This window comes from Streptosporangium nanhuense (assembly GCF_059358815.1).
Genome location: NZ_JCADBG010000008.1, coordinates 112,676 through 136,067, shown reverse-complemented (window position 1 = coordinate 136,067; position 23,392 = coordinate 112,676). Strand labels below are relative to the sequence as shown.

At 72.0% G+C, this 23,392-nt stretch carries 22 protein-coding genes; 10 read left to right on the top strand and 12 right to left on the bottom strand.

Translation table 11 applies throughout. The annotated features are described in order from the left end of the window. Positions 1-265: 265 nt before the first annotated feature. The 3 genes from AC5L38_RS17525 to eccCa all read right to left on the bottom strand — a co-directional run bounded on the left by AC5L38_RS17525 (position 266) and on the right by eccCa (position 5,634). Positions 266-1,204 (bottom strand): WXG100-like domain-containing protein, encoded by a 939-nt coding sequence (locus AC5L38_RS17525; RefSeq protein ID WP_495243864.1) that lies wholly within the window; start codon positions 1,202-1,204, stop codon positions 266-268. Then, complete coding sequence (locus AC5L38_RS17520) at positions 1,201-1,581, bottom strand: hypothetical protein (RefSeq protein ID WP_495243863.1); 381 nt, start codon at positions 1,579-1,581, stop codon at positions 1,201-1,203. The genes AC5L38_RS17525 and AC5L38_RS17520 overlap by 4 nt, the downstream gene beginning before the upstream one ends. Before the next feature lie 87 nt (positions 1,582-1,668). Next, the gene (eccCa, locus tag AC5L38_RS17515) at positions 1,669-5,634 is read right to left on the bottom strand and encodes a type VII secretion protein EccCa (protein WP_495243862.1); all 3,966 of its coding nucleotides are present in this window, start codon (positions 5,632-5,634) and stop codon (positions 1,669-1,671) included. 222 nt (positions 5,635-5,856) lie between these two features. Here eccCa and eccD point away from each other — a divergent pair, with 222 nt between their 5' ends. After that, positions 5,857-7,242: a type VII secretion integral membrane protein EccD gene (gene eccD / locus AC5L38_RS17510; protein ID WP_495243861.1), complete on the top strand. Its 1,386-nt coding sequence runs from the start codon at positions 5,857-5,859 to the stop codon at positions 7,240-7,242. A 179-nt stretch (positions 7,243-7,421) separates the two neighbouring features. Here the strand turns inward: eccD and AC5L38_RS17505 are convergent, their stop codons facing one another. The 3 genes from AC5L38_RS17505 to AC5L38_RS17495 are packed head-to-tail and all read right to left on the bottom strand — an operon-like array spanning position 7,422 to position 9,001. Beyond that, positions 7,422-7,874, bottom strand: a complete 453-nt coding sequence (locus AC5L38_RS17505) for a YbaB/EbfC family nucleoid-associated protein (protein ID WP_495243860.1) — start codon at positions 7,872-7,874, stop codon at positions 7,422-7,424. After that, positions 7,871-8,680, bottom strand: coding sequence for a hypothetical protein (locus tag AC5L38_RS17500; protein WP_495243859.1), 810 nt, complete (start codon positions 8,678-8,680; stop codon positions 7,871-7,873). Before AC5L38_RS17500 ends, AC5L38_RS17505 begins: the two co-directional genes overlap by 4 nt. Before the next feature lie 18 nt (positions 8,681-8,698). Beyond that, on the bottom strand, positions 8,699-9,001 hold the full coding sequence (locus tag AC5L38_RS17495) for a hypothetical protein (RefSeq protein WP_495243858.1): 303 nt from the start codon (positions 8,999-9,001) through the stop codon (positions 8,699-8,701). Positions 9,002-9,204: 203 nt separating this feature from the next. Between AC5L38_RS17495 and eccB the strand changes: the two genes are divergently transcribed. The 5 genes from eccB to AC5L38_RS17470 all read left to right on the top strand — a co-directional run bounded on the left by eccB (position 9,205) and on the right by AC5L38_RS17470 (position 13,325). Then, positions 9,205-10,632: a type VII secretion protein EccB gene (gene eccB, locus AC5L38_RS17490; RefSeq protein WP_495243857.1), complete on the top strand. Its 1,428-nt coding sequence runs from the start codon at positions 9,205-9,207 to the stop codon at positions 10,630-10,632. A gap of 108 nt (positions 10,633-10,740) precedes the next feature. After that, positions 10,741-11,055 (top strand): WXG100 family type VII secretion target, encoded by a 315-nt coding sequence (locus AC5L38_RS17485; protein WP_495243856.1) that lies wholly within the window; start codon positions 10,741-10,743, stop codon positions 11,053-11,055. A 22-nt stretch (positions 11,056-11,077) separates the two neighbouring features. Next, on the top strand, positions 11,078-11,383 hold the full coding sequence (locus AC5L38_RS17480; RefSeq protein WP_344917995.1) for a WXG100 family type VII secretion target: 306 nt from the start codon (positions 11,078-11,080) through the stop codon (positions 11,381-11,383). A 109-nt stretch (positions 11,384-11,492) separates the two neighbouring features. Then, positions 11,493-11,861, top strand: a complete 369-nt coding sequence (locus tag AC5L38_RS17475; protein ID WP_495243855.1) for a hypothetical protein — start codon at positions 11,493-11,495, stop codon at positions 11,859-11,861. 6 nt (positions 11,862-11,867) lie between these two features. Continuing rightward, the gene (locus AC5L38_RS17470; RefSeq protein ID WP_495243854.1) at positions 11,868-13,325 is read left to right on the top strand and encodes a WXG100 family type VII secretion target; all 1,458 of its coding nucleotides are present in this window, start codon (positions 11,868-11,870) and stop codon (positions 13,323-13,325) included. A gap of 186 nt (positions 13,326-13,511) precedes the next feature. Here AC5L38_RS17470 and AC5L38_RS17465 read toward each other — a convergent pair whose 3' ends face one another. Then, positions 13,512-13,925 carry a nuclear transport factor 2 family protein gene (locus AC5L38_RS17465; protein ID WP_495243853.1) on the bottom strand — a complete coding sequence of 138 codons (414 nt, stop codon included), beginning with the start codon at positions 13,923-13,925 and terminating at the stop codon, positions 13,512-13,514. Between the two features lie 90 nt (positions 13,926-14,015). Here AC5L38_RS17465 and AC5L38_RS17460 point away from each other — a divergent pair, with 90 nt between their 5' ends. Both AC5L38_RS17460 and AC5L38_RS17455 read left to right on the top strand, forming a co-directional pair. Continuing rightward, entirely contained in the window at positions 14,016-14,558 is a 543-nt protein-coding gene (locus tag AC5L38_RS17460; RefSeq protein WP_495243852.1) for a MarR family winged helix-turn-helix transcriptional regulator, read from the top strand. A gap of 25 nt (positions 14,559-14,583) precedes the next feature. Beyond that, on the top strand, positions 14,584-15,225 hold the full coding sequence (locus tag AC5L38_RS17455) for an MBL fold metallo-hydrolase (RefSeq protein ID WP_495243851.1): 642 nt from the start codon (positions 14,584-14,586) through the stop codon (positions 15,223-15,225). Between the two features lie 129 nt (positions 15,226-15,354). Here AC5L38_RS17455 and mnmA read toward each other — a convergent pair whose 3' ends face one another. Together mnmA and AC5L38_RS17445 are read right to left on the bottom strand one after the other, a co-directional pair. Then, the gene (mnmA, locus tag AC5L38_RS17450) at positions 15,355-16,425 is read right to left on the bottom strand and encodes a tRNA 2-thiouridine(34) synthase MnmA (RefSeq protein ID WP_495243850.1); all 1,071 of its coding nucleotides are present in this window, start codon (positions 16,423-16,425) and stop codon (positions 15,355-15,357) included. Between the two features lie 165 nt (positions 16,426-16,590). After that, positions 16,591-17,754 (bottom strand): cysteine desulfurase family protein, encoded by a 1,164-nt coding sequence (locus AC5L38_RS17445; RefSeq protein ID WP_495243849.1) that lies wholly within the window; start codon positions 17,752-17,754, stop codon positions 16,591-16,593. A 113-nt stretch (positions 17,755-17,867) separates the two neighbouring features. On the opposite strand from AC5L38_RS17445, the gene AC5L38_RS17440 reads away from it, so the two are divergent. After that, the gene (locus tag AC5L38_RS17440; protein ID WP_495243848.1) at positions 17,868-18,374 is read left to right on the top strand and encodes a TetR/AcrR family transcriptional regulator; all 507 of its coding nucleotides are present in this window, start codon (positions 17,868-17,870) and stop codon (positions 18,372-18,374) included. A gap of 212 nt (positions 18,375-18,586) precedes the next feature. Beyond that, the gene (locus AC5L38_RS17435; RefSeq protein WP_495243847.1) at positions 18,587-19,789 is read left to right on the top strand and encodes an MFS transporter; all 1,203 of its coding nucleotides are present in this window, start codon (positions 18,587-18,589) and stop codon (positions 19,787-19,789) included. A gap of 85 nt (positions 19,790-19,874) precedes the next feature. Here AC5L38_RS17435 and AC5L38_RS17430 read toward each other — a convergent pair whose 3' ends face one another. The 3 genes from AC5L38_RS17430 to AC5L38_RS17420 form a co-directional block, all read right to left on the bottom strand. Continuing rightward, a complete protein-coding gene (locus AC5L38_RS17430) occupies positions 19,875-20,828 on the bottom strand; it encodes an electron transfer flavoprotein subunit alpha/FixB family protein (RefSeq protein ID WP_495243846.1) in 954 nt (317 codons plus the stop codon). A gap of 18 nt (positions 20,829-20,846) precedes the next feature. Beyond that, on the bottom strand, positions 20,847-21,626 hold the full coding sequence (locus tag AC5L38_RS17425) for an electron transfer flavoprotein subunit beta/FixA family protein (RefSeq protein WP_495243845.1): 780 nt from the start codon (positions 21,624-21,626) through the stop codon (positions 20,847-20,849). 353 nt (positions 21,627-21,979) lie between these two features. Beyond that, the gene (locus tag AC5L38_RS17420) at positions 21,980-23,383 is read right to left on the bottom strand and encodes a serine/threonine-protein kinase (RefSeq protein WP_495243844.1); all 1,404 of its coding nucleotides are present in this window, start codon (positions 23,381-23,383) and stop codon (positions 21,980-21,982) included. Between the last annotated feature and the right edge of the window lie 9 nt (positions 23,384-23,392).

Below are 23,392 nucleotides of genomic sequence, written 5' to 3'. Positions count from 1 at the left end.
GCCCCGGGCGAAGGCCCGGGGCCGGACCTCTGGAGCCGTCCTTCCGGAGCCGGACTTCCGGGGCCGGACTTCCGGGGCCGGACTTCCAGAAGCGGACTTCCGGAGGCGGCCCTCCGCAGCCGGACTTCCGCAGCCGGACTTCCGGAGGCGCCGGAGACGGCGGCCTCGCTCGAAGCAGGTGGCCCCGGCCGCGCGGGGGCTCCGCACGCGAAGCGGGCGGCCTGGCCGCGCGGGAGCCGTGCGCCCGAAGCGGGGAGCCCCGCGCTCAGGCGGGCGGCTTGGCCGCGCGGGAACCGTGCACGATGATCTTGGAGATCCACTGCTCCCAGCTGGGGAGGCCGGGATCCCCCTGCAGCGTGTTGTCCGCCACGGTGTACGTCCCCGAACCGATCAACCGGGAGGCCAGGTTGCCCACCGCGCTGGGAGGGAACATCTTGCCCCACGGGCCGATCTTGGTCAGGTCGTAGGCGCCGTTGAAGGCCATGTTGCTGGCGAAGCCCCTGCCGAACTGCTTGAAGTTCTCGCCCACGCCGGTGACGTCGTTGCCGGTGAGGTCCTTCTCGACCCCGGTGAGCTCGAAGATGCTCCACTGGAGCACCTGCTGGCCGCCCGCGTAGCCCAGGCTGTCGCCCAGGTAGTAGAACGAGTTATAGATGATCTTCTCGACGCTGATCTTGAAGAGCTTCTTCTGCAGGAGCGCGCGGCCCTTGAGGAACCTGTCCATGATCTGCTTCTGCACGGCCGCCCCGATGCCCGCGGTGGCCCAGCCCCAGGCCACCGTGTAGACCATGTTCACCCATGCCTGCACGGCGAGCACGATCAGCACGTGCCGGGTGATCTCCACGGCCTTGGCGTAGTCGCGGCAGGCCTGGGCGATCGCCCGGCAGAATCTGGCGACCTCGACGGGGTAGGGACGGAACTTGCCCGTCCACAGCGTCTTGAACTCCTGCACGGACGCGCCGCCGTTGTTCTTCCACACCTGCTCGGCGACGCCGTTCGCCTCGTTGCCGGTGCGTTCGATGGTGTCGGCCAGGTCGTCCCAGATGTCCGCCGCCGCGCGCAGCTTGTCCGGGTCGCCCTCCGGCCAGCTCACGCCGAGCATGGAGGTGACGAACGCGGCGCCGCCGATGGAGCCGGCCCCCATCGCGCTCTTGACCGGGTTGGCCTTGACGAACGCGCCCACCGCTCCCAGGGGATTGCTCATTCGAGCTCGGCCTTGTTGGTGACGCTGATCTCGGGGCCGACGACCGCCTTGATCATCCCCTCGATCGTGGCCCAGTTGGCCCCGGTGACGTTGTCGCCGACCAGGCCCAGGTTGTCGCCGATCTTGCGGTAGCCGTCCCTGATGCTCCCGACGTGGCTCCTGGCCTCGCCCGTGGCGGCGAAGTAGCCCTTGCCGTGCGAGGTGCCCGCGAACTCCTGGCCGACATCGTCGTTGCCCCAGAAGTTGCCCAGGGCCTCGAGGTCGGCCATGGCCTTGGTGAAGGCCCTGCCGAGCTCGTCGCTCTCGGCGTGAAAGTCTTCCTTGCGCTTTTTCAGATCAGCCGGACTGATGTCCGTCGGCTCCGGCGGAAATGACAAGACAGCCCCCCTGAACGTGACACACGTTTAGAGAGTGATGTTAGTCATCTCTTGTTACTAAAAAACACCCTTTAAGTCGATTCCTGTTCACTTCTCGGCGTCGGGCTGGGAGACGAACGCGGTCTGGATGAGGCGCACGCCGCTCCTCCGGTCGGAGAGATAGGCGCGTCCCGGCGGCAGCGCGTGGGGGCGCACCCCGAACACCACTCCCTCGTCCTTGTGGCCCGACATCATGACGGCCGGGGTGGCCATGTCCTTGAGCCGCTGGAGCACCGGGTCGAACATGGCCCGTCCCGCGCCGCCCATCGCGCGGGCCAGCACCAGGTGCAGGCCGATGTCGCGGGCCTGGGGCAGCAGGTCGAGCAGCACCCCGAGCGGGTTGGCGCCCGAGGCCACCACGTCGTAGTCGTCGACCACGATGTAGATGTCCGCCCCCTTCCACCAGCCGCGCGAGCGCAGCTCCTCCGGCGAGAGGTTCGCCGGGGGGAGCCGCTTGACCAGCGACTCCCTGAGCTCGGTGAGGAACTCGGTGGCGGCGGTCGAGGAGGCCGCGTACCCGATGCGGTGCTCGGTGTAGGCGGCGTCCAGCAGCGAGCGGCGGTAGTCGATGACGACGAGGCGGGCCTGCGCGGGCTCGTGACGGGCCACGACCCCCTCGGCCACCAGGCGCAGCAGGTTGGACTTGCCGCTCTCGTTGTCGCCAATGACGACCAGGTGGGGATCGGCGTCGAAGTCGGCGAGCACCGGCGAGAGGGTGCTCTCGTCGATGCCCAGCGGGATGCGCGCGCCGGTCTCCTCCGGTCCCGGCAGGCTCTCCGGCGCGAGGACGGCGGGCAGCAGCCGCACCCTGGGGGCGGGCGGCCCCTGCCAGGCGGCGGCGACGGACTCGACCATGGCCCGGGTGGCGACGGGCAGGTCGTCGCTCCGGTCGCCGCCGTCGACGCGCGGCAGCGCGCTCAGGAAGTGCAGGCCGTCGCGGGTCAGGCCGCGCCCCGGCACGCCCTCGGGAACCGCCAGCGCGGTCCTGCGGTTCACCTCGGACTCGTAGGCGTCGCCCAGCCTCAGCTCCACGCGCGAGCCGAACAGGTCGCGGATGGACGGCCGGAACTCCGACCACTTGTTGGTCGCCGCCACCACGTGGATGCCGTAGCCGAGGCCGCGGGCGGCCAGCTCGGTGATCGTGGGCTCCAGCGACTCGAACTCCTGGCGGACCGTGAGCCAGCCGTCGACCACGAGGAAGACGTCCCCGAAGCCGCCGGGATCGACGGTCCCCGCGGCGATCCGGCGCCGGTAGGTGGTGATCGAGTCGATCCCCAGCTCGGCGAACTGTCGCTCTCGCAGCGCCAGCAGCGCGGTGACCTCCGCGACGGTACGGCGGACCCGGTCGGCGTCCAGCCGGTTGGCCACCCCGCCGACGTGCGGCAGGCCCTCCAGCGAGGCGAGGGCGCCGCCGCCGAAGTCCAGGCAGTAGAACTGCGCCTCTGCCGGGGTGTGGGTGAGGGCGAGACCGGCGATCAGCGTGCGCAGCACGGTGCTCTTGCCGCTCTGCGGGCCCCCGGCCACGGCCAGGTGCCCGGCGGAGCCCGACAGGTCGAGCCAGTACGGGTCACGCCGCTGCTCGAAGGGCCGGTCGACGACACCGAGCAGCGCGTGCAGCCCCCCGCGCCCCTGCCAGTGCGCGGTCGTCAGCCCGTGGTGCGGGGTGACGGACAGCGGCGGGAGGAGCTGGTCCAGTGAGGGCGGCTCGGCCAGGGGCGGCAGCCAGATCCGGTGCGCGGGCGGGCCCTGCCCGCCCAGCCTGCGGACCACGACGTCGAGCAGCGTGTCGCGCCCCGCGCTGACGACCTCCGGCTCCTCCTCCGGCTCGGCCTGGACGGGAGGCGCGATGTAGGCGGGACCGTAGGGGACGATCTGCCGCCCCTCGGCGCGCTCGCGCCGCACGACCCGCCGCTCGGGGGTGTAGGGCCCGGAGACGTACGCGGCCTTGAAGCGGACCATCCCGGTGGTGTCGAACTTCAGGTAGGCGTTGCCCGGCGCCGAGGGCAGCTCGTAGGCGTCGGTCACGCCGAGCACCACCCGGCTCTCCATCGCCGAGAAGGTCCGCAGGCCGATCCGGTACGACAGGTGGGTGTCCAGGCCGCGCAGCCTGCCCTCCTCCAGCCGCTGCGAGGCCAGCAGCAGGTGCACCCCCAGGGACCTGCCGAGACGGCCGATCATCACGAAGAGCTCGATGAACTCGGGCTTGGCCGACAGGAGCTCGCTGAACTCGTCCAGCACCACGAACAGGGTCGGCATCGGGCGCAGGTCGGCCCCCTGCTCCCTGGCCTGCTCGTAGTCGCGCAGCGAGGCGTAGTTCCCGGCGGCGCGGAGCAGTTCCTGGCGCCGTACCATCTCGCCGTGCAGGGCGGCGTGCATGCGGTCGACCAGCGGCAGCTCGTCGGCGAGGTTGGTGATGACGGCCGCGACGTGCGGCAGGGAGTCCATGCCCAGGAAGGTCGCGCCGCCCTTGAAGTCGACGAGCACGAAGTTCAGGACCTCGGACGAGTGCGCGACGGCCAGGCCGAGCACCAGCGTGCGCAGCAGCTCGCTCTTGCCGGAGCCGGTGGCGCCGATGACCAGGCCGTGCGGGCCCATGCCGCCCTGCGCCGACTCCTTGATGTCCAGCTCGACCGGGCGCCCGTCGGTGCCGACGCCGATCGGCACCCGCAGCCGGTTGCGCGGCGCCCGGGGACGCCAGAGCAGCGCCGGGTCCAGCCCCGCGGCGTCGCCGAGCCCCAGCAGCTCGGCCAGCGTGGTGTCGGCCGCGAGCGCGTCGCCGCCCCCCGCCCCGGCCGGTGAGCCGCGCAGCGGGGCCAGCCGCCTGGCGAGCCCGTCGGCCTGCAGGTAGGAGAACCGGTCTGGTCTGCCCAGCGGCGTGACGACCTCCTTGCCCGCCTGGTCGGTGGTGACCCGGCTGAACAGCTCCTCGGTGACGCGCAGCCTGAGCATCGTCTTCTCCCCGGCGGGGGTGGTGGTCCCGTCGAGGTCGATGAGGGTGACCCCCTCGATCGCGTCCGCGCCCAGCGGGGAGTCCTGCGGGACGTGCCCGCCGTCGATGATCACGATGTGGTACGGGAGCGCCTCGGCGGAGACGCCCGGCTTGAACCGGGCCCGGTTCTTGAAGTCGGCGCCCAGCAGCCGGTCGAGGTCGCCCAGGTCGTCGGTCATGAGGCGGACGGGCCCCGCGGCGTCGGTCTCGTGCGGGTGCAGGGCGTGCGGGAGCCACTTGATCCACTCCCAGTGGGCCATCCACTCCTTGGACGCGCACACCGCGATCCTGAGCTCGTCCGGCGAGTGGAAGACGGCCAGCTGGCCGACGAGCGCCCTGACCATGTCACGGACGGCCGACTCCGGGCCGGTGGGCCTGATCCTGGCGAAGGAGTGCAGGGAGATGGCGATGGGCAGGTCCGCCACCGTCGAGTGGGTGCGGACGAAGCGGCGCAGCGCCCCGGCGGACATGGCGTCCAGGTCCTCGACCGGCTTGGACTCCGGCGGTATGAGCTGGACGGCCAGGCGCTGGGAGCCGGTGCCCACCCGGACGGCGCCGAAGTCGGCGTCCGAGGGCCGCCGCTCCCACAGGCGGGCGCTCAGCGCGATCGCCCAGAGGGCGTCGGGGTCGGGGCCGTTCCAGTCGAGCGCCTCGCGCTGCCTGCCCGCCGCGCGCCTGACCTTGGCGCGGGTCTGGGACAGGTAGCGGAAGTAGTCGCGGCGCAGGCCGTTGAGCCGCTGCTTGCGCTCCCCGCCCGCCCGGCCCATCTGGCCGATGGTCATGCCGACCATGGAGAGCGCGAACATGCCGCTGGCCACGTACATGATCGGGTTCCCGCCGCCGCCCCCGGCGAACATCAGCCCCATCGCGGCGCCGCCGGCCACCATCGGCAGGTACATGAGCACCTGCGTGAAGCCCGCCGAGACGGTCTCGGGGATCTCGGGCGGCGACTCCAGGAGGATCTCGCCGCGCGGCGGTGCCGGAGGTGGACGCCGCTCGGGACGCCGGACGACCACGATGCCCACTTCGCCCCCGATGTGAGTTAAGCCGGATATTGCCCAGTCCGGGCTTACCGTAGCGAAACCGATCCCCGGGTTCGACGGAATCTTCGAGAACGCCTCGCGACCGATACCGGATCACCAGAACGGCCCCCGTACCGCACGAGCCGGTGATCACGGGGTGAACACCGCGAATCGCGCGACCCCGGCCGATACCGGGTGATCGCGGAGGTGACTACCATGCGCCCTGTGAACCAGGTGACCGCAATCCCCCTGTGCCGCATCACCGTCGTCACCCCGCGCCGCCGGGTCGACCTGGCGGTGCCCTCGGACCTCCCCCTCTCCCACCTGCTGCCCGACCTGCTCGCCGCTACCGGCGAGAGCGCCGAGGAGGTCGCGCCCGCCGGCGGCTGGGGGCTCCAGCGGATCGGCGCGGCCCCCATGCCCCCGGGCGCGGGCCTGTCCGAGCTGGGCATCAGGGACGGCGAGGTCCTCTACCTGCTGCCCCGCTCGTCCCAGCTGCCCGAGGCGATCTTCGACGACGTCGCCGACACCGTGGCGACCGGCGTCAAGGAACGGACCGGCCGCTGGCTGCCCGCGCACACCAGGGGCGTGGGGCTGGGCGCCGCGGCGCTGTCGATGATCGCCGCGTTCGCGGTGCTCGCGGCGAGCGGGCCGCCCTGGGCACCGGTCGTCGCCTTCGCCGGGGCGTGCGCGATCCTCGCCGTCGTGGCGGGCGCCGCGCTCTCCAGGGCCGTGGGCGACGGCCGGGCCGGGGCGATCATCGGCTACACCGCGCTGCCCCACGCCTTCCTGGCCGGGGCGTGCGTACCCGCTCCCCCCGCCGGTCCCGCCGTGTTCGGGGCGCCCAACCTGCTGGCCGGGTTCGCGGTGACCGCGCTGGTCGCCACCGTGACCGGCTGGATCGTCGCCGAGGGGCTGCCCAACTTCTTCGGCGTCGGGCTGGCCGCGGTGATCGGGACGATCTGCTCGGCGGTCGTCATGTTCACCGGGGTGCCCGCCCCCGGGGTGGCCGCGCTGGCCGCCACGATCACCCTCGCCTGCGCTCCCCTCATCCCGACGATGTCCTTCCGGCTGGCCCGGCTCCCGCTGCCCGCGCTGCCCACCAACGCCGAGGAACTGCGCGTCGACACCGACGACATCGACGGCGCGGACATCCGGCGGCGCGCGGCGGAGGCCGAGCGGTTCGCGACCGGCCTGACCTCGGGCGTCGCCCTGGTGGCGCTGGGCACGCTGCCGGTCCTGCTCGCCGCGAGCGGGTGGACCGCCCCCGCGACCCTGGTCACGCTCTCGCTGGCGCTGCTGATGCGCGCCCGCGTCTTCCAGGGGACCGGCCAGCGCCTCTGGCTGCTCGGCTCGGGTCTGACCGGGCTGCTGGCACTGATCCTGGGCGTGGCGTTCACCGTGCCGGACTCGGCCTTCGCGGTGACGATCGGCCTGGTGTGCGCGGCGGCGCTGACGGGCGGGATGGCGCTGTTCCTCCCGCGGCGGCGCCTGTCCCCGTTCTGGGGACGCGCGGGGGACATCGTGGAGTTCTGCCTGATCCTGGGCCTGCTCCCGCTCGCGCTCGGGGTGATGGACGTCTACGCGGCCATCAGGGGCCTGTCGGGCTGACCGGGCCTCCACCGGCCCGGCGGACCTCCGCCGCACACGGCCGTCGGAGGTCCGCCGGGCCGGCCGGGCTTCCGTGCGGTCCGGGGGCCGTGCCGTCCGCGTCCCGCCCGCCCGCCTGTCCGTGCGAGCGGACGGGCAGACGTGCGGGCAGACGTGCGGGCGAGCGGACGTGCGGGCGGTCAGTCGCGTGTCAGGTCGTCCAGGGTGCGGACCAGGTCCTGGCCGATGTCCTCGAAACGGCGGCGGGCCTCGCCCATGTCCAGCGGGAGCGGGTCGCCGCCGGTGGCGGCGCGGAGCAGCTCCTCGTTCGCGCGCCCGGCGGCCTCCTGGGCGGCGCGGACCGCCTCGGTCACCGCTTCGGCGACGGCCTGGCTGTCCAGGCGCATGATGCGCGGCTCAAGGGTGATCTCCCTGATCCGCCCGGCGCCGTCCACCAGGGCGCGGGCCAGGCCGTCGGCGCCGGTCCCCTCCCCGGTGACGGTCTCCAGCTCGCCGAAGACGCCGCCGAGGCGCCGCAGCGTCTCCTCGCTCTGCCGTACGACGGCGTCCAGGTCCTCCAGGCGCAGGTTCTCCAGGTTATCCAGGTTCTCCAGGTTTTCCGGGCGCGGGCTCTTGGGGGTGCGGTCGCTCACTTGTACGGCTCCGGCATCTCTTTCTTGGGGGACAGCCACTCGAACGTCCCGCCCTTGGGCAGCTGGGGCACCTGGCCGGGCGCGCCCGTGGGCGCCTGCTGGTACGGCAGGAGCGAGGGGTCGATCCTGGCCTTGGTGAAGTCGACCTTGGCCGAGCCGGTGGGCTCCAGGTTGAACGACTGGACCCACGCCTTGCCGGAGAAGTAGACCGACATGCTCCCGGCCACCGAGGCGACGAGCTTGCCCAGCGCGCCGGTCGAGACGGCGATCACCTGGCTGGCCAGGGTGCCCAGCATCCTCAGGTTGACCATGGCACTGGCCGCGTACGGGGTCGCGAGCATGGCCGCCGCGATCGTGGCGAGGGCGAGCAGGGTCGCCGCGATCTTGGCGATGGCCAGCCAGTACGCGCGGTAGGCGTCTCCCAGCTCGTCGACGATGCCGGCGACGTTCTTGATGTAGGCGCGCAGGCTCTCCAGCGCCTCCTGCATCCGCTGGACGGCGTCGTCGAACGCCTCCCTGTCGTCGGCGATCCAGCCGTCCTTCTCCTTGGTGAGCAGGATGGCGACGTAGCTCTTCACCGCCGTGTCCAGCCGCGAGTGGACGGACTCCCAGTTGTTGTAGGCGTCGGCCATGCCCGGCACGTTCGCCACGGCGGTGCCCGCGATCGCCACGCCCGCCCAGGCCGTGGGCGCCAGCCTGGCGCCGCCCCTGAGGGTGGACAGGACCTTGGTGGAGTTCGTGATCACCCCCTTGGCGCTCTTGCCCGCCGTCAGCGGGCTCGGTCTCCCACCCGGTCTCGCGGTCACGTCAGATCTCCCCCCGGCTCACCGGTACACGACGGTGCTGTTGTCCTCCGCGGTGCGCCAGTTGACGCGGGCGGTGGTCAGCGCGGCCGTCCACGACTCCAGCACCTCCACCGCGTCGTCGAACTTCTCCCCGACGTCCCGCTGGACCTCCCGGTAGCGCATCCCGACCGCGACCTCGCCGACCGCCCCCCAGCCGGGAAACCCGACCGTCGTGTCGCCCAGCATCGCGTGCATCTCCCTGATCCTCGGGATGACGTCCTCCTCGATCTCCTTGCGAATGCTCTCGATCGCCTTGGAGGTGACGTACTTCTCCTGGGTCATCCGGCCTCCGTGATCACGTGTTCCCGGACATCTCCTACCATCCCGCTCCGGCTCTCCTCTCCCCTTCGGAAGCCTGTTCACGGGGTCGCCGACGGCCGGAAACGTCCGGTACCGCCGCCGTTCACCGTCGGCGTCCCGTACACCGCCCGGCGATCACGCTTCTATGCTGTCGGCGACCGCGCATCCGGCGAGACGGAGGTGGGATGCAGACCCGTCGTGATCTCTATCAGGCGCACCGGCTGATGACCCAGCGTCTGGGGATGGCCCTGCTTCAGGGCGAGCCCGACGTGCCCGAGTCGCCGATGCGCAGGCACAACGTCGCGACGTTCTGCGGCGTGCTGGTCGCGGTGCTGGTGGCGGTGGGGTTCGGCATCTACGGCCTGCTGAAGCCCGGCGGCGCCACCGCGCTCACCGCGCCGGGGACGGTGATCGTCGAGGAGGAGACGGGCGCGACCTTCGTCTACAGCGCGACGCGGGGTCAGATGATCCCGGTCGCCAACGTCACCTCGGCCCGGCTGCTGCTCGGCGGCGGCCAGGGCGTGACGGTCCGCGCGGTCACCACGGCGTCGCTCCAGCGCTTCCCGCGGGGCCTCCTGGTCGGCATCCCCGGCGCCCCGGAGTCCCTGCCGCCCCGCGGGCGGCTGGTCCGCGCCCCCTGGTCGGCCTGCGTGGTCGAGGGCGTCGACACCGCCGGGACACGCACCCCGCACACCTCGCTGATCGGCGGCTTCCCGGTCGGCGGCACCCCGCTCGGGCGGGACACCGCGATGGTCGTGGAGGAGGGATCGCAGACCTGGCTGCTCTGGTCGGACCGGCGGATGCGGGTGCCGCAGGAGAGCCTGCGGGCGCTGACCGAGGAGCAGCCCCGGCAGGTCCCCGCGGCCTGGCTCAACGCGCTGCCCATCGGCCCCGACTTCCGCTCCCCGGCGCTCGCCGCCCGCGGCAGGGTGGTGCGCGGCCCCGACGGCAGGCGTTCCGTCGCGGGCCGGATCTACACCGTGCGGGCGGCGTCGGGCGACACGGCCAAGTGGTACGTCCTGCTGCCCGACGGCCTGGCCGCCCTCACCCCCGCCCAGGCCGACCTCCTGCTCCAGGACCCGGCCAGCAAGAAGGCGTACGGCAGGGCACCGGTGCGCGCCGTGGAGATCGACGCGGCGACCGCGAACGGGATGCGGCGCTCGGCCACCCGCTTCGATCCGGCGGGGCTTCCCACGGCCATGCCCCGGGTCGTCGCCCCCGACCCCGCCTCGCCGGTGTGCGCGGTCTACGCCGACACCGAGCGCGGATCGACCAGGGCGCGGCTGACCGTCGGCAGCACCATGCGCATCCCCGCGCCGCCCGCCGGGCGGTTCGACCAGGACTCGGTGGACCAGGTCGTGCTCCCGCCGGGCACCGCGTCGCTGGTGGGGGTGCTGCCGGGCAACGGCAGGCTCGACTCGGTCACCTCGGTCTTCCTGATCAGCGACCAGGGGCGGCGGCACGCGATCACCGCGACGGAGTCGCTGGCGAGCCTCGGCTACACCGCCGCGGACGTCGCGCCGCTGCCGGCGCACATCGTGCATCTGATCCCGCAGGGGCCCGCGCTCAACCGGACGGCGGCGGGAATCCCTGTGCCCGTGGGACAACCGTGACTCCCGTTACCAACGGTACATCTGTTCGTTATTGATGAGAGACGCGGCGGCTGTCCACTTTGTAATGATCGAAAGTCCCATGCCAGTCGAGCACCATGGAGGTGTCACGTGGTTCAGAAGACCTCCGCGTACCATTCGCGGCTTGGCGAGTCGTCGCAGAAGACCGACGACGCCAAGAACACGATCAACCAGATCAAGACCCAGCTCGAAGGTCACCGGGGCGAGCTGCGCTCCGGCTGGGACGGCCAGTCCGCGGTCTCCTTCGACGGCGTGTTCAACGCCTGGAGCACCGAGATGACCAACATCCTGCGCGAGCTTGAGGGTCTGTCGATCAAGCTCAAGAACATCCAGAAGAACTACGAGACGGCCCAGGAGAACCAGAGCGCCGTGTCCAGGCGCCTCGGGGCCGACATCAACAGCTGACGGATTCGGAACGGGGATCACCATGGCTAGCGACTTCGACCGCACTCTTGTCGACTTCGGCCAGATGGACCGCTCTGCCGGCGACTTCGCCCGGCAGTGGCAGATGCTTGAAGGCACCCTCCAGAACCTGGAAGGGGACCTCGACCGGCTCCTCGGCGACTGGGAGGGCGACGCGCGCACGGCCTACTACGGCGCCCGCGCCCAGTGGGACGCCGCGTCCGGCCGGATGGCCGCGCTGCTCCAGCGTCTCGGTGGCGTCATCGAGATCGGCAGGGAGAACTTCGCGATGACCGAGAAGGTCAACGTCACGATGTTCGACGGACGCTGACCCCAGGAACCGGGTGGGCCACGGCGGTGCCGCGGCCCTCTCCGTGGCGGGGAGAACCAACCGGGTCGCGGCGCGGTGCCGCGCCCCCTCAGTAACGGGGAGAAGAGGCATGCCACCTCCCGAGCAGGAAAATCCGGTCTGGCCGGGCCTCGACAAGAACCGCCCGTCCGTCGAGATCAAGCGCGACCGGATCAAGAAACTGCTCCAGGCCCTCGAAGAGGATCTGGAGCGTCTGGAAGGCTCCAACGAGGGATCGCTGTCGGACATGCGGTCCCTGACCAACCTGACCGAGGCCCAGTTCGGCAACTGGGACACCGCCAAGGCCGTAGCCGCCACCACGCAGAAGGCTCACCAGAAAATCGGCCTGGTGTATCAGGACACGGTCACCAAGTACCGGGCGGCGCTCAACCTGCTGCGGGTCGCCGCCTACAACTACGAGAACGCCGAACAGTCCAGCACCACGAACGGGACGGGGTGAGACGCGATGGGCAACGACCGGGCGCGTCACACCATCAAGGCCGACTGCGTGGTCCCGGAGACCGGCAGCCGAGACCACTACAGCGGCTACAGCGCGGCCGAGATCAAGGAGATGCTGGAGGCCACCGACCCGCGGGCCATCAAGGAGGCGGGCTACGCCTACAACTCCGCGGCGACCTCTCTGAACGACAGTCACAGCCTGATCAAGGATGTCGCCGTACAGCTGGCGCAGGTATGGAGCGGTGACGCCTCCATCGAGGCACAGCAGGCGCTCAGCCTCGTCCACAAGACGATCACCGAGCTGTCCACCCGCTGCGACCAGCTCGGACCCGCGCTGACCCACTACGGCGGGAACGTCCTGCCCCAGTACATCGAGTTCGCCCGTGACAGGCCGTCGCTCGGAGGGTTCCTCGACGCGGTCGACTTCCTCCCGGGGGACGACACCTCCTTCGGGAAGATCGGCGACACGTACCTCTTCAGCAACAAGTCGAACAACGACTTCGCCCGCGACGACCTGGTGAAGCTCAACGAGGAGCTGGTCAAGCTCTACGTCCAGATCCCCGCGACCGTGGACAAGGACCTGCCTCGGCTGAGCGACCCGACCGCCCCTCCGCTCACCAACCAGAACTACCCCGGCGGCGGGAACTACCCGGGCGGGAGCGGTTACCCCGGGGGCAGTTATCCCGGCGGCGGCTACCCCGGTGGTGGCTACCCGGGCGGGGGCGGTTACCCCGGCGGAGGCGGCTACCCGGGTGGTGGTTACCCGGGAGGCGGCGGTTATCCGGGAGGTGGCGGGTATCCCGGCATCTCCAACCCCGCCTATCCGGGCGATCCCGGCACGGGTGTTCCCGGTGGCGGCGGTCCCGGTGGCGGCGGTCCCGGTGCGGGCGGCCCTCCGGGGAACGGCACCCTTCCGCCCGGCTACTCCACCGACCCGCCGGGCCTGAACCCGTACGACCCGAACAACCCGAACAACCCGAACCCGGTCCTGAACCCGAACAATCAGAACCCGGGCCTGGATCCGAACGACCCGCGCAACACCAAGCTGGCCGGTTTCGAGCCCACCGTGCCGGGCGGCCCCGGCACCGGGCTCGGCCCGGGCACCGGGCTCGGTCCCGGAACGGGCCTCGGCCCGGGGACCGGCCCCGGCCTCCCCTACACCGGGGGCGGCGGCGGAGGCGGCGGCGGCGTGGGTCCCATCACCTCGCTCGGCCCGAACGGTCCCGCGGGGCCGAGTTCCTGGGTCGGCACCGGCGGTGCCGCCGGGACCGGCGGCGGCTTCGGCGCCGCCGGCGGCCCGCGGGCCGACGGGCGCGGCGGCATGGGCATGGGCGGCATGCCGTTCATGCCGATGGGCGGCTCGGCGGGCGAGGGGAACCAGGACCGCGAGCGCTCCACCTGGCTCGTCGAGGACGAGGACGTCTGGGGCGGTGACGGCCGCACGGCACCGCCCGTGATCACCTGATCGGACCGCGCGGGAGGCGCCGCCCTCTCGGGCAGCCTCCCGCGCGCGTTCCGCCCCCCGGCCTCTCCCCGTAAGGCCCACGAAGCCGGTAAAGCCCCCGAAGCCCGCACGCGGGCCCTTCGGGAAGGCCCTCGCACGTTCCGCCCGCCTCACTCCCGGGGCACACCCCCGGAGATCACGCCCGGCTCAGGCGCTCTCATCGCCCCAGAAGGCGTCGACCTCGTACTGGTCGCGGCTGTGGAACCAGCCCTCGGCGATCTTCCCGTCGCGCATCGTCATGACGTGGGCGAGGTTGTTCTCCAGCGGAAGGTCGCGGTCGGGCCGGGAGGCGGTGTAGGTCGTCAGGGCCACGGCCGTCTCCTCGTCCGACAGCACGCGGTGCACGGTCAGCTTGAGGGTGCCGCCGGTGACGGTGAAGGCGTGGGCGACGAACCCGAGGACGGCGTCGCGGCCGACGTAGTCGCCGGTGTTGGCACCTCGCCCCGGGACGTGCAGGACCGAGTCGGGGGTGAGCGCCCTCCCCGCGCCCTCCAGGTCCCCCGCGCCGAGGGCGTCGTAGAGGTCCCGTACGGCCTGTGCGTTGCGCTGTGCGTCGTTCATGATGACCCTCTCAAATAATTTCGACGTGGAAATAGTTGCATCCAGGTATTTCGATGTCAAACTATTGGGACCGAGACGTGAGGAGCGCGCATGGAAGACCCGGACGCCGGTGTCCAGCGGATGATCGAGCAGTGGAACAGGGAGATGCCCGACGTTGACCCGCGGCCGATGGCCCTGTTCGGCCGCCTGACCCGTGCCGACACCCTCGCGGGCACGGCCATCGCCGCGACGCTGCGCGCCCACGGCCTCAACCGGGGAGAGTTCGACGTGCTCGCCACCCTGTACCGCTCCGGAGTCCCCGAAGGCCTGTCGGCCGGAGCCCTGTCCTCCTCGATGCTGCTCTCACCCGCCGCGACCACCAACCGCGTCGACCGGCTCGAAGCGGCGGGCCTGCTGGTCCGCGCCCCCGATCCCTCCGACGGACGCGGGGTACGGGTCCGGCTCACCCCCGAGGGACGCGACCTCGTCGGCGGCGCGTTGGGCGACCACCTCCGCGGCATGGAACGGATGCTCTCCGGCCTGTCGCCGGCCGAGCGCGAGCAGCTCTCCGGCCTGCTGGCGCGGCTCCTCCACAGCATCGCCGACGGAGGCCGGAACGAGGGCGCGACGGTGCCGCCCTCCACGAGGCCGTGATCCGGCCCGCCCATACAGTGAGGGGATGAGACTCACGAAGTTCGGGCACGCGTGTGTCCGCCTGGAGAAGGACGACTCCGTCCTCGTGATCGACCCGGGCTCCTTCAGCGGGGAGTCCGCGCTCGACGGGGCACAGGCCGTGCTCATCACCCACGAACACTTCGACCACGTGGACGCCGGCCGGCTGCGCCGGGCCGCCGAGGCCGACCCGTCCCTGCGGATCTGGACCAACGAGGGCGTGGCCGCCGCGCTCGCCGACGTCCCCGCGAAGATCCAGGTCGTACGGCACGGCGACACCTTCGAGGCGGCCGGTTTCGAGGTGAGGGCCGTCGGCGAGTGGCACGCCCCCAACCACCCCGACCTGCCGATCGTGCGCAACGTCGGCTTCCTGGTGGATGAGGAGGTCTTCTACCCCGGGGACGCGTTCACCCCGCCGGGGGTCGAGGTGCCCACCCTTCTGGTGCCGACCAACGCGCCGTGGATGAAGGCGTCGGAGATGGTCGAGTATCTCCGCCAGGTCCGTCCCGCCCGCGCCTTCTCCACGCACGACGGCCTGCTCAACGACATCGGGCTCGGGCTGGTCGACATGTGGCTGGAGATGGAGTCGGACAGGCAGAAGGCCGACATGCGCCGCCTCAAGCCCGGCGAGTCGGTCACCCTGCCCTAGCGCTTCGACACCTCGGCGCCCCGGCCGGACCGGCCCGCCCGGACAGGGGACCCGCGCCCGTCCCGCGGCGAGGCCCACACGGGACGGGACACGACCGTCATGACGGCCGGCCGCGCCTGGGGGGCGGGCTCAGGAGGCCGAGGCGATGGTGGCCGAGCCGATCACGGTGTCGCCGAGATAGAGCACGGCCGCCTGGCCCGCCGCGACCCCGGTGGCCGGGCTGTCCAGCGTGATGTGGACCTCCCCGCCGGAGAGCTGGGCACGGCAGCCGTACACCTCGCCATGGGCGCGGAGCTGGACCGTGCAGGCCAGCGGCTCGCGCGGCTCCTCCGCCGGGCCGTTCCAGACCGGCCGCTCCGCGACGATGGTCGTGACCTGGAGGGACGAGCGCGGGCCGACGGTGACCGTGTTGGAGACCGGTTCGATGGACAGCACGTAGCGCGGGCGGCCGTCGGGGGCCGGGCGGTCGATGCGCAGGCCCTTGCGCTGGCCGATGGTGAAACCGTAGGCGCCCTCGTGGTCGCCCACGACCTCGCCGGACTCGTCGACGATCGGGCCCCGCTCCGCGCCGAGGCGGTCGGCGAGGAAGCCCCGGGTGTCGCCGTCGGCGATGAAGCAGATGTCGTGGCTGTCGGGCTTGTCGGCCACCATCAGGCCGCGCCGCGCGGCCTCCTCGCGAACCTGGGCCTTGGTGGAGTCACCCAGCGGGAAGATCGCGTGACCGAGCTGCTCCCTGGTGAGCACGCCCAGGACGTACGACTGGTCCTTGCCCTGGTCGGGGCTGCGGCTCAGGACACCGTCCACGACCCGCGCGTGGTGCCCGGTGGCCACGGCGTCGAAGCCCAGCGCGAGGGCCCGGTCGAGAACCGCCTCGAACTTGATCTTCTCGTTGCAGCGCAGGCACGGGTTGGGCGTGCGTCCGGCGGCGTACTCGCTGACGAAGTCCTCGACCACGTCGCGGTGGAACCGCTCGGCCATGTCCCATATGTAGAAGGGGATGCCGATCACGTCGGCGGCCCTGCGGGCGTCTCGCGAGTCCTCGACCGTGCAGCACCCGCGGGCGCCGGTCCGATAGGACTGGGGGTTGGCGGAGAGGGCGAGGTGGACACCGGTGACGTCATGGCCCGCCTCGGCGATGCGGGCGGCCGCCACGGCGGAGTCGACGCCACCGGACATGGCGGCAAGCACACGAAGACTCATAACCCCCTGAGCGTACCCGCGCCGGCACCCACCTCGTCGATCCGGGCGGCCCGGAACCATCCGCCGGTTCGCCCGGGAAACGACGGAAAGCCGGAAAGCCGGCTTCCAGGGAACGCCGGACGGGATCGGCTCAGGCCTGCATGACGAACGCCCGCACGACGCGGATCAGCTCAGGCCCGCCCGGCGGGCGCGTTCGACGACGAGGCCGATGACCTCGGCCAGCCGGTCCACGTCCGCCTCGGTCGAGGTGTGACCGAGAGAGAAGCGCAGCGAGCCGCGCGCCCGGAACCCGTCGGCGCCCATCGCGAGCAGCACGTGGGAGGGCTGCGCCACCCCCGCCGAGCAGGCCGAGCCCGTCGAGCACTCCACCCCCTTGGCGTCCAGGAGCATGAGCAGGGCGTCGCCCTCGCAGCCGGGGAAGGAGAAGTGGGCGTTGCCGGGAAGGCGGTTCACCGGGTCGCCGTTGAGGATCACGTCGGGCACAGCCTGGCGGACCCGGCGGATGAGATCGTCGCGGAGCCCGGTCAGCCGGGCCGAGTTCTCGGCCTGCCGGGCCACCGAGGCCCGTACCGCCGTGGCGAATCCGGCGACGGAGGGGGCGTCGAGCGTGCCGGAGCGGACGTCGCGTTCCTGTCCGCCGCCGTGCAGCACCGGCACCGGGTCGACGCCCCTGGCGAGCAGCAGGGCGCCGACGCCCATCGGGCCGCCGACCTTGTGCCCGGAGAGCGTCAGCGCGTCGACCCCCGAGTCGGCGAAGAGCACGGGGAGCTGGCCGACGGCCTGGACCGCGTCGGTGTGGAAGGGGATGCCGTACTCCCCGGCGATCGCGGCGAGCTCGTGGACCGGCTGGACGGTGCCGACCTCGTTGTTGGCCCACATGACGCTGACCAGGGCGACGCCGTCCGGGTCGCGCTCGATGGCGTCGCGGAGGGTCTGCGGGTGCACCCGGCCGAGCTCGTCGACCTCCAGCGGCTCGACGGCCGCGCCCTGGTGGGCGCTCAGCCAGTGCGCGGGATCCAGGGCGGCGTGGTGCTCCACCGCGCTGATCAGGATCCTGCCGGCACCACCGGCGCGGCGGGCCCAGTACAGGCCCTTGACGGCGAGGTTGTCGGCCTCGGTGCCGCCCGCGGTGAAGACGACCTCGCTGGGCCTGGCGCCGAGCGCGGCGGCGATGGTCTCCCGCGACTCCTCCACGACCTGGCGGGTACGACGGCCGGCCGCGTGCAGGGCGGACGCGTTGCCGACCTTGCCGAGTTGGGCTGTCATCGCCTCGATCGCCTCGGGAAGCATCGGCGTGGTCGCCGCGTGATCGAGATAGGCGGACTTCACGGCCGCATTCCCCTCCCCCAACTCGCTGTCAACCTTCCAAGCGTATCCGCGCCCGCGGAGGGCCCGATCCGCGGAGTTGACCACTAAACCGTCCAGACGGTACAGTAACCGGCATGAGACGGGAAGAGCTGTTGGACGCGGCAGAGGATCTGCTCTGCGACCAGGGCTCTCAGGCACTCACCCTGGCGACCGTCGCGGAGCGCGCCGGATGTAGCAAGGGCGGCCTGCTCTACCACTTCGGTACGAAGGAAGCCCTGATCAAGGGCATGGTCGAGCGGCTGATCGAGGAGTTCGACGAGATCGTCGCGGCCCAGGGCCACGACACCTACACCAAGAACTACCTGGCGGCCACGTTCGCCGCCGTGCAGAGCGGCAGGCTGCGGCGCTGGGCCGTGGTGACCGGGGCATCCGGCAACCTCTATCTCCTGGCACCGCTGCGGGTGGCGATGGCCCGCTGGCACCGCGAGGGGCTCGACAGCGAGCCCGACCCGGAGGCCGCGCAGATCGTGCGCCTGGCCTGCGAGGGCCTGTGGGATGTGGCGAGCCACGACCCCGACCTCTACGACGCCGAGCACTTCGAGGTGCTGAAACGGCGCCTGCTGGCCCTGCTGCCCGCCTGACGCCCTCGCCCTGACGCCCTCGCTCTGACACCCCTGCCCGCCTGATCACCCCGGCACCGCGACGCGCCGGTCCGCGGGCACCCGTCTGATCATTCACCTGACCAGGGGAAACACTCACAAAGATTGGTGGTCGCTTTCGCACGCGCGAAAGCGACCGATTTCAATGTGCCCGCTCCCCGGTTTGTCAAAACATTTATTGAAGGGATTGAGTCATGACCCGCGACCTGAGAGCGGCTCGAACCGGAGCGGTTCTCACATTCGTGCTCGCAGGCCTGCTGTGCGGATCGATGACCGTGCGCATTCCGGCGCTCTCCGACAAACTCGGGCTTTCCGAGGCGTCGGTGGGCGCCACCCTCCTCGTGTGGGGGCTGGGAGCGCTCATCACCATGCAGTCGATGCGCGGGGTGATGACACGCTTCGGCAGCCGGAACATCCTGCGGGTCGCGGCTCCCCTGACCGCGACCACCCTGGCGCTGCTCGCGGTGGCGCCGTCGTTCCCCCTGGCGCTGGCCGCGAGCGGCCTGTTCGGCATGGCGTTCGGCGCGGTGGACGTGGCGATGAACGCGCAGGGATCGACGGTCGAGCGCGCCTACGGGCGTCCGCTGATGAACGGCATGCACGCCGGCTGGTGCGTGGGGGCGATCTCCGCGGGCCTGCTGGGCACCGCGGCGATCGCGGCGGGACTCTCGATCACGGTCCACCTGACCCTGGTCGCCCTGCTCGCGCTCCCCGTGGCGGTCCTCGTCAGCCGCTCCTACCTGCCCGACCCGGTCACGGCCACCGGCCGTCCGGCCGAGGGCCGGGGCACGGCGCGGCGCCGGATGCCCCCGGTGATCTACCTTCTCGGCGCGATCGCCTTCTGCGCGTTCATGGTCGAGGGTACGGTCGCCGACTGGAACGGCCTGTACCTGCGGAACGTGCTGGGCGCGCCGGAGGCGCTCGCGGCGCTGGGATACCCGATCTTCGAGGCGGGCATGCTGGCCGGGCGCCTCACCGGTGACCGCGTCCGGGCCCGCTTCGGTGCCCGCGGCATGATGGTCGCCTCCGGCCTGGCCACCGCCGCGACCTTCGGCGTGGTCCTCACGGCCCCCACGGCGCCGATCGCCGTCTCGGCGATGCTGTTCGTGGGCGTGGCCGTGGCGACGGTCTCGCCGACGGCCATGTCCCTGGCGGGCGGCGCGACCGGCGACCCCGGACCGGCCATCGCCCAGACCGGCGCGATGGGCTACGCGGGACTGCTCCTCGGCCCCGTGATCATCGGTTTCCTCTCCGATCTGGTCACGCTCAGGGTCGGCCTCGGCATCGCCGTGGTGCTCGGCGTCCTGATCGCGGTGGCCGCGTGGTTCCTGCCCCGCCCCCGCGCGGTCGTCGTCCCGATGGAGACCGCCAGGCGCGAGCTCTCCATCGCGGCCTGACCCCGCCCCTGCCTGGACGAACCGGGGGTACGGGCACAGTGTGCCCGTACCCCCGGATGCGCCGTGATGCGCTGTGACCTGCCGGTCACTTGCGCTTGGTGACCTCCTGGGTCAGCTGCGGGACGATCTGGTGCAGGTCGCCCACGACGCCGTAGTCGGCGAGCTCGAAGATCGGCGCCTCGGGGTCCTTGTTGATCGCGACGATCGTCTTGGCGGTCTGCATCCCGGCCCGGTGCTGGATGGCCCCGGAGATGCCCGCCGCGATGTACAGCTGCGGCGAGACGGTCTTGCCGGTCTGGCCGACCTGGAACTGGTGTGGGTACCAGCCCGCGTCGGTGGCGGCACGGGAGGCGCCGACGGCCGCGCCGAGCGAGTCGGCCAGGTCCTCGATGATCGAGAACTTCTCGGCCGAGCCGACGCCCCGGCCACCGGAGACCACGATCGCGGCCTCGGTGAGCTCCGGGCGCGCGCCCTTCTCCTCCTTGACCCGCTCCACGATCCTGGCGCCCTTGGCGGCGTCGGACACGGTGAAGGCGACGCGCTCCTCGGTGCCCGCGCCCGCGGCCGCCTCGACCGGGGTGGCGTTGGGGCGCACCGCGACGATCGGGGTGCCCTTGGTCACGCGCGACCGGACGTTGATGCCGCCGCCGAAGATGGACTGGTCGGCGACCAGGCCGTCCTCGATGCCCACGACGTCGGTGAGCACACCGGAGTCGATCTTGATGGCGAGACGGCCGGCGATCTCCTTGGCCTCGGCCGTCGCGGCGACGAGCACCGCGGCCGGCGACCTCTCCCCCACGAGGTGGGCGAGCAGCTCCGCCTTGGGGGCCACGACGTAGTCGCTGACCTCGTCGGAGTCGGCCAGGTAGATCTTCTCCGCGCCGTACTCGGCCAGCCTGGCCTGGGCCTCGGGAGAGTAGCCCGCGCCCGTCCAGACCGCCGCCGGGGTGCCCAGCTTCCTGGCGAGCGTCAGCAGCTCAAGGGTGACCTTCTTGACCTGGCCCTCGACGTGCTCGACCAGAACGAGAATCTCGGACATTGCAGCTAACCCCCGCTCTCAGACGAACTTCTTCGACGCGAGGAAGTCGGCGGCCTTCACGCCACCGTCGCCCTCGTCCTTGACGACCGTGCCCGCCGCGCGCGGCGGGGCGACCGCGAAGTCTGCGACCTCGCTCCAGGAGTTGGCCAGGCCCACCTGGGAGGCGTCGATCTCGGCGTCGGCGACGCCGAGCTTCTCGACCGGCTTCTTCTTGGCGGCCATGATGCCCTTGAAGGACGGGTAGCGCGGCTCGTTGATCTTCTCCACGACGGAGACGACGGCGGGCAGCGAGGCTTCGACCTTGTCGTAGCCGTAGTCGGTGACGCGCTGGATGGAGATGGAGCCCCCGTCGACCTGCACCTGGTTGGCGAAGGTGAGCTGCGGCACGCCGAGGCGCTCGGCCAGCATGGCGGCGAGGACCCCGGTGCGGGCGTCCGTCGACTCCGAGCCGAGCACGACCAGATCGAAACCGATCTTCTTGAGGGTCTGTGCCAGGGCGTGGGAGGTGCCCAGGGCGTCCGAGCCGTGCAGTGCGTCGTCCACCAGGTGGACGGCCTTGTCGGCACCCATGGCCAGGGCCTTGCGGATGGTGTCGCTCGCCTTGGCGGGACCCATGGTGAGGACGGTCACCTCACCGCCGTGGGCCTCCTTCAGGCGCAGCGCCTCCTCGACCGCGTATTCGCACAGCTCGTTGATGACGCCGTCGGCGGCATCGCGGTCGAGCGTATTGTCATCGGACTTCAGCTTGCGCTCGGTCGCCGTGTCGGGGACCTGCTTCACGCAGACGACGATGTTCATGGCCGGTGGCCGACCTCCCGTGTTCGCCTGCGCCACCGCGTCGCTGCGGTTGACGCCGGATGCGGTACGTGCACGCGGGGTACGTGCACGCGCTGCCAAGACTGCCAGGTGCCCTCGGGGGGCCTGGCAGCGGGTGGCCCGGTCGGTACGTGCCCGTCCCGGCCCCCCGCAATTATGTTACCCATCGGTAGCTTAGGTGCAAACCGCCAGGTTGCGCGGCTTGCGCCGAGCGGCCGTTACCTTCCCCGAGGACCGCCACCCCTACCTTACCGAACTATGTTCCGGTATTCGCGTGCGGGTTCCGCGCCCCGCGCACGCCCCCGTCCCACGCCCCGGCCCCGGCATCGGCCCGCTCAGCTGGCCACCAGGATCGCGACCAGGACGAAGACGACGGTGCCCAGCGCGAGCGCCAGGGTGAACGTGCTGAAGAACGCGCTGAGGGCCGCCCCCAGCGCGACGGTCCCGGCCCCGGCCGCCAGGTCGAGGATCATGCGCCCGCGGTCCCGGCGGGCGAACAGGGCGATGCCCGCGTCCACGAGCATCACCGAGCCGTACCCCGCCAGGAACAGCAGCGCCACCTCGGGCAGCGGTTCCCTGGCGGTCGCGGCCAGCAGGGAGACGAGCAGGCCGGTGCCGACGACCCAGCGGCGGTGCAGGACGACCCTGCGGCGCTCGCGGGCCTCCTCCGGCGAGGGCCTGCCGGTCTGCGGGCGCGACCGCCCCGGCCGCCACTCCCGGGTGCCGAGATCCTGCATCCCGGTGTCCGGGGAGTCCTGGGGCCGCCTGGCCTTCGGCACCTGGACGTCGTGGGGCCGGGCCTCCGGGAACGCCGCGGCACCGGGGGAGTCCGCTCCCGCGAACGGCGGGGGGTCGCGGAACGCCGCCGCCCGCCGCCACGCGCCCTCGGCCCAGGTGGCCTTCCGGGACTCGGCGGGAACCTGGCGCTGCCCGGCCGGCCGGACGACGGGGGTGCCGCCCACCCGCGTCAGGAGCGCGTCCGTGGGCGGCCGGGCCGCGGGGTCGCGCAGCAGGCACTCCCCGAGCGTCGGACCCAGCCATTCGGGAACGCCGTCGAGGTCGGGAGAGTGGTGGACGACGCGGTAGCCGATCGCCGACGCCGGGCCGGTGCCGTAGGGGTGCCGTCCGGTGGACGCGTACGCCAGCGTCGCCCCGAACGCGAAGACGTCGGCCTCGGAGCCGGCCTCGGCCCCCTCCAGCACCTCGGGCGCCAGGTAGCCGGGCGTGCCGAGCACGGCCCCCGAGGCGGTGACCGAGGGCGAGTCGAGCGCGGAGGCGATGCCGAAGTCGATGACGACCGGCTCCCCGTCGGTCAGGATCACGTTGGCGGGCTTGAGGTCGCGGTGCACCACCCCGGCGGCGTGCACGGTGGCCAGGGCCTCGGCCAGGCCGCGCGCCAGCCGTACGAGGGAGTCGCCGGAGATCGGCCCGTCGGCGGCGACCACCGCGCCGAGAGGGCGGCCCTGCACGTAGCGGGTGACCAGGTAGGGGCGGGCCCCCTCCAGGGAGGCGTCCAGGATCTCGGCGACACGCGGGCCCTGGACCAGCCGCATGGTCTCGACCTCGCGGGACAGCCTGGTCAGGGCCGTCTCGTCGGCCGCGACGTGCGGGTGCAGGATCTTGACCGCGACCGTGCGGCCCTGGGGGTCGAGCGCCAGGTGGACCTCGCCGAAACCTCCGGCGCCCAGTCTCGACAGCAGGCGGTAGGGGCCAAGACGTTCACCGTCCGGCGCAACCATGCGACTCCT

What these genes read in the sequence shown, in the direction of transcription:
- AC5L38_RS17525 (WP_495243864.1), bottom strand. Translation starts at nt 1,204, where the DNA reads ATGAGCAATCCCCTGGGAGCGGTGGGCGCGTTCGTCAAGGCCAACCCG.
- AC5L38_RS17495 (WP_495243858.1), bottom strand. Translation starts at nt 9,001, where the DNA reads ATGACCCAGGAGAAGTACGTCACCTCCAAGGCGATCGAGAGCATTCGC.
- eccB (WP_495243857.1), top strand. Translation starts at nt 9,205, where the DNA reads ATGCAGACCCGTCGTGATCTCTATCAGGCGCACCGGCTGATGACCCAG.
- AC5L38_RS17480 (WP_344917995.1), top strand. Translation starts at nt 11,078, where the DNA reads ATGGCTAGCGACTTCGACCGCACTCTTGTCGACTTCGGCCAGATGGAC.
- AC5L38_RS17475 (WP_495243855.1), top strand. Translation starts at nt 11,493, where the DNA reads ATGCCACCTCCCGAGCAGGAAAATCCGGTCTGGCCGGGCCTCGACAAG.
- AC5L38_RS17470 (WP_495243854.1), top strand. Translation starts at nt 11,868, where the DNA reads ATGGGCAACGACCGGGCGCGTCACACCATCAAGGCCGACTGCGTGGTC.
- AC5L38_RS17465 (WP_495243853.1), bottom strand. Translation starts at nt 13,925, where the DNA reads ATGAACGACGCACAGCGCAACGCACAGGCCGTACGGGACCTCTACGAC.
- AC5L38_RS17460 (WP_495243852.1), top strand. Translation starts at nt 14,016, where the DNA reads ATGGAAGACCCGGACGCCGGTGTCCAGCGGATGATCGAGCAGTGGAAC.
- AC5L38_RS17455 (WP_495243851.1), top strand. Translation starts at nt 14,584, where the DNA reads ATGAGACTCACGAAGTTCGGGCACGCGTGTGTCCGCCTGGAGAAGGAC.
- mnmA (WP_495243850.1), bottom strand. Translation starts at nt 16,425, where the DNA reads ATGAGTCTTCGTGTGCTTGCCGCCATGTCCGGTGGCGTCGACTCCGCC.
- AC5L38_RS17440 (WP_495243848.1), top strand. Translation starts at nt 17,868, where the DNA reads ATGAGACGGGAAGAGCTGTTGGACGCGGCAGAGGATCTGCTCTGCGAC.
- AC5L38_RS17435 (WP_495243847.1), top strand. Translation starts at nt 18,587, where the DNA reads ATGACCCGCGACCTGAGAGCGGCTCGAACCGGAGCGGTTCTCACATTC.
- AC5L38_RS17430 (WP_495243846.1), bottom strand. Translation starts at nt 20,828, where the DNA reads ATGTCCGAGATTCTCGTTCTGGTCGAGCACGTCGAGGGCCAGGTCAAG.
- AC5L38_RS17425 (WP_495243845.1), bottom strand. Translation starts at nt 21,626, where the DNA reads ATGAACATCGTCGTCTGCGTGAAGCAGGTCCCCGACACGGCGACCGAG.
- AC5L38_RS17420 (WP_495243844.1), bottom strand. Translation starts at nt 23,383, where the DNA reads ATGGTTGCGCCGGACGGTGAACGTCTTGGCCCCTACCGCCTGCTGTCG.